The sequence below is a fragment of the Moritella sp. genome, assembly GCF_033791185.1.
GTDB lineage: Bacteria > Pseudomonadota > Gammaproteobacteria > Enterobacterales > Moritellaceae > Moritella.
Window position 1 is genome coordinate 1 of sequence record NZ_JASJHF010000114.1, and the last position, 4,308, is coordinate 4,308.

At 40.7% G+C, this 4,308-nt stretch carries 5 protein-coding genes; 2 read left to right on the forward strand and 3 right to left on the reverse strand.

What is annotated here, in order from left to right; translation table 11 throughout:
* The 3 genes from QNK26_RS07120 to QNK26_RS07130 form a co-directional block, all read right to left on the reverse strand.
* A partial coding sequence (locus tag QNK26_RS07120; RefSeq protein WP_319221836.1) for a two-component system response regulator occupies nt 1-790 on the reverse strand: 790 nt, incomplete at its 3' end.
* A 245-nt stretch (nt 791-1,035) separates the two neighbouring features.
* Nucleotides 1,036-1,308, reverse strand: coding sequence for a hypothetical protein (locus QNK26_RS07125; RefSeq protein ID WP_319221837.1), 273 nt, complete (start codon nt 1,306-1,308; stop codon nt 1,036-1,038).
* A gap of 157 nt (nt 1,309-1,465) precedes the next feature.
* Nucleotides 1,466-2,890 carry a PLP-dependent aminotransferase family protein gene (locus QNK26_RS07130; RefSeq protein ID WP_319221838.1) on the reverse strand — a complete coding sequence of 475 codons (1,425 nt, stop codon included), beginning with the start codon at nt 2,888-2,890 and terminating at the stop codon, nt 1,466-1,468.
* Between the two features lie 230 nt (nt 2,891-3,120).
* Between QNK26_RS07130 and phhA the strand changes: the two genes are divergently transcribed.
* Both phhA and QNK26_RS07140 read left to right on the forward strand, forming a co-directional pair.
* Nucleotides 3,121-3,939 (forward strand): phenylalanine 4-monooxygenase, encoded by an 819-nt coding sequence (gene phhA / locus QNK26_RS07135; protein ID WP_319221839.1) that lies wholly within the window; start codon nt 3,121-3,123, stop codon nt 3,937-3,939.
* A gap of 81 nt (nt 3,940-4,020) precedes the next feature.
* Nucleotides 4,021-4,308: 4a-hydroxytetrahydrobiopterin dehydratase (locus tag QNK26_RS07140; protein ID WP_319221840.1), on the forward strand; the 288-nt coding region annotated here is incomplete at its 3' end.

Here is a 4,308-nt window from a genome sequence, read left to right on the forward strand (position 1 = left end):
TACCATTCCATTTTTCGTGATGATTCAAGGCGACTTCTTTTGCTAATATTAATAGGCTGCTTTCTTCTCCGTCCAATATCTGAGCCCCCACTGCGGCATGAGTTTTCATGATTTCCCATTCTTGCGCATCCAGTTTTCCTGGTTTACATAAAATCGCATCTGGAATACCAATTTTTCCAATATCATGCATAGGGGCAGCGTTATACAATAAATCGATCCACGCTTTATCGTCACTGACTTTTTCCGCCAACAATTTACTATATAATGCCATGCGAATAACATGCATGCCCGTTTCGTTATCTTTATATTCGGCGGCTTTACTTAGCTTATTTATAATGGATAGTCTGGTGCTCTCTAATTCATGTGTCCGTGCTTTAACTAAATCTTCAAGCAGGTGATTTTTTAATGATAGAGATAACTGAGATTTAACTCTTGTTTTTACAATAATCGGATTGTATGGCTTAGTTATGTAGTCAACAGCGCCCAATTCAAATCCTAATGATTCGTCTACTTGTTCATTTTTTGCTGTTACAAAAATCACCGGAATATGCTGAGTGGCAGGATCTTTTTTTAATAATCGACAAACTTCAAAGCCATCGACTTTAGGCATCATAACATCAAGTAAAATCATATCAGGTTGCGGATATGTTTGTGCTATAGATAAGGCTTTATAACCATTTGTTGCAGCAAGTATTTTATATTCAGCGTTAAGTAAACCGTTTAAAATTTGGATGTTAGCGGCTACGTCATCAACGACTAAAATAGAACGTAATGAGGGGGGTATATGCATAAAATCCTTTATATTATAGATGCTAGATTGCCGATTATATTGGGATTATTGTTGTATCCGTTTATAGATGGTTTCAATCCATATAAGCTTGAATAATGATATCGATTTTATTTTATATAATTTGAAATTTTGACTCCATAGTAAAATAATTTATCTACTAATTTATTATGCCTAGCCAGATAGTTTATCTGGCATTGTGCTGCTAAATAAATTAGTCACGAGTTCATAATAGGGGGAAAATAAAGCTAATCAACCAACCCATTACGCTTCAAGCCGCGTCGCACATTCTTACACAGTTTACCCACGCGGTTTAATTCATCAAAGGTTGGCGCAGTGCCATGCTTAACTTGGTCTTCCCAATAACAAAGTTCAGAATCGACTAATTCTAATAACTTCTTCGGACAACCTTCACACGAATCACCACAGATACTAGACTCAGGTTCGTAGAAAGGAAAAACGCCGCGCACTTCTGTAATTAGATTAGTCATGGCGGTAGAGAGATTTGGTTTTTGACTCATGGCTTTTACTCATCACTTTTGGCTCATAAAGAGACCAACTAAAAATAACTGGGACTGCTTAAATTAACGCAACATGACTGTTTAAACATATCCCTGTTATATTTCAGTGCGCGGTATTATAACGCGTCTCAGTTTAACGGGTAAAGTAACAAATTCTTTACCCCAGCAAAATACCTCGCGCTATATCAGCTAATACCTTGATACTGGTCTGTATATTTATTTTAGGATCACATGCACAGTTAATCCTAATACAGTGATCAAACTTATTCGTGGCACTGCTTAACTGACCAGGGATCACCCCTATGCCCATTTCAATGGCCTTAAGATGCAGCTGATGTCCATCAATGCTTTTCGGTAATACCACCCACAGAATACAGCCACCTTGCGGGGTCGATACCTGCGTGCCGAGGGGGAATAATTGTCGAACTAAAGATTGGATCTGATATACCTGTTTGGCGATCTTCGCCGTTAATTGACGAACATGACGTTCATATTTCCCACTATTATAAAACTGAGCCACCACAATCTGCGAGAATTGTGGGGCACTGATATTAGTAAAGGTCTTAAAATAGGAGACTTCTTTATAATACGCGCCAGGGACGATCCAGCCAACGCGTAGCCCTGACGAAATCGTTTTCGATACTGATGAGCAATACAGCACCATGCCTTTTTTATCGAAGGCCTTACAGGGTTTTAAACGCGAGCCATCAAAGGATAAATCCCCTAACAAATCATCTTCAATTAACGGGATATCACTGGCTGATAACAATTCAACTAGCTGTTTACGGTTGGCTTCTGGCATACACGAGCCCAATGGATTACTGTAGCTCGGCACCACTAATACTGCTGATATCTGCCATTGCTCTAACGCTAACTCTAACGCTTCAAGGCTCATGCCTGTGACTGGATGGCAAGGGATCTCCAACGCTTTATAACCCAATGATTCAATTAACTGCAATGAGCCAACAAAACCCGGCGATTCCAAAGCAATAGTCGCCCCCGGTTTAGCAACAGCACGTAGGCACACCGACAGGGCCTCTAAACAACCATTGGTGACAATGACATCGTCTGACGACACCTGGCAACCGGATTCATTCATGCGCTTAGCCAATACCTCACGTAATAAGGCATTACCAGCAGAAAACTGTACTTCGACAATATCCGCCATGTGATATTTGATCACTTGATTGGCTATTTTCTGTAAGGCCGGCGTCGGCATAAAATCACTCGACGGATACGAGGTGCCCATGTTGATGACATCAGGCTCGCCACATTGATGAAATATCTGACTGGCTAATTCGTGGATCTTCACCGACTTGGGTTTCATCGGGATGCTCGGGATCTCAATAACCACCTCGGTACGGGTGTTAAAACACACGTAATTACCCGATTTTGGCCTTGCTTCAACAAGTCCAATGATCTCCAGTTCTTCAATCGCCCTTTGAATCGTGGCAATGCTTACTTTGCGCTTTACCGACAAGGCTCTAAGCGACGGTAACTTGTCACCGGGTAAATACACACCCTGATGAATAAGATCGCGTAGGTCGTCGGCTATTTGCTGATATAACAATACTTTAGTCATTGATATTGGCTACTTTTACAGTTGTTTTTATAGTGTCATTTCAAGCATTGCTTTGACGCATTGCATAATCGATACGGCATAAACCAGTACAGTTTATTAAATTACTCACCAGTACAGTGACAGATTAACATAACTGTACTGGTTTATTTATCATTTTCCTGAATCTGTACTGCCCATTTATTTAAGGTTAACCTAATATCAATTGAATAACACAGCACTAGGAAGTAATTATGAACTCATCTTTAGCCATTGATCCGAAACCAAAATATGTTTCACGCCAACCAGACCAAAACGGCTACATCAATTATAGCGATGAGGAACACAGTACCTGGGCAACCTTATACAACCGTCAAACCCAGATTATTAAACACCGAGCCTGTGATGAATTCATCGACGGTATTGAACTACTGCAAATGGGCGCAGAGCGTATTCCACAATTGCCGGACATCAACCGTAAGTTAAAACAGTTAACCGGTTGGCAAATTGAGAATGTACCCGCTTTAATTGGTTTCGAACGATTTTTTGAACTGCTAGCGAGCAAACGTTTTCCGGCCGCCACTTTCATTCGCACCAAAGCAGACATAGACTACATTCAAGAACCGGATATCTTTCATGAATTGTTTGGTCACTGTCCGTTACTCACTAATCAAGCTTACGCTGACTTTTCTCAGCATTACGGTGAAATAGGCTTAAAGGCCGACAAAGCAGATCGTCCGATGCTAGCACGTTTGTACTGGTTTACCATTGAGTTTGGTTTAATGCAAAGTCAGCAAGGCTTGAAGATATTTGGTGGTGGTATTTTGTCGTCAAAACAAGAAACTTGCTACAGCTTAGAAAGCGATATTCCCAATCGCCAACCACTGCAAGTCATCGAGGCATTTCGTACCCATTACCGTATTGATGAATTACAAAAGAATTACTTTGTGATTAACCAGCTGTCTGACTTACAAAAGTTAATTAAGCTCGATTTAATTGGCCTGATAAAACAAGCCAGAATATTAGGCATGAAACCGTCGGCTTATGCACCAAAAGAAGATGCCGCTTGTTAAACACGAACATCAGTAAAATCGTTAAGCTTATTTAAAACCGAACTAAAATCGAATTAAAACAAACGTAAACGAGAGCAAATCATGACAGAATTAAACCGACAAAATTGCCAAGCATGTCGCGCCGATGCACCACAAGTCAGTGACGCAGAGTTAGCGGTATTAGTGAATCAGATCCCCGATTGGGCGGTAGAAGTGCGTGACAATATCATGCAGTTAGAGCGTGAGTTTAAGTTTAAAAACTTTAAACAAGCTATCGCATTTACTAATCGGGTGGCAGATATGGCAGAAGCAGAAGGTCATCACCCTGCGCTATTAACGGAATGGGGCAAAGTGACTATCACCTGGTGGTCGCACAGCATTAAAGGCTTA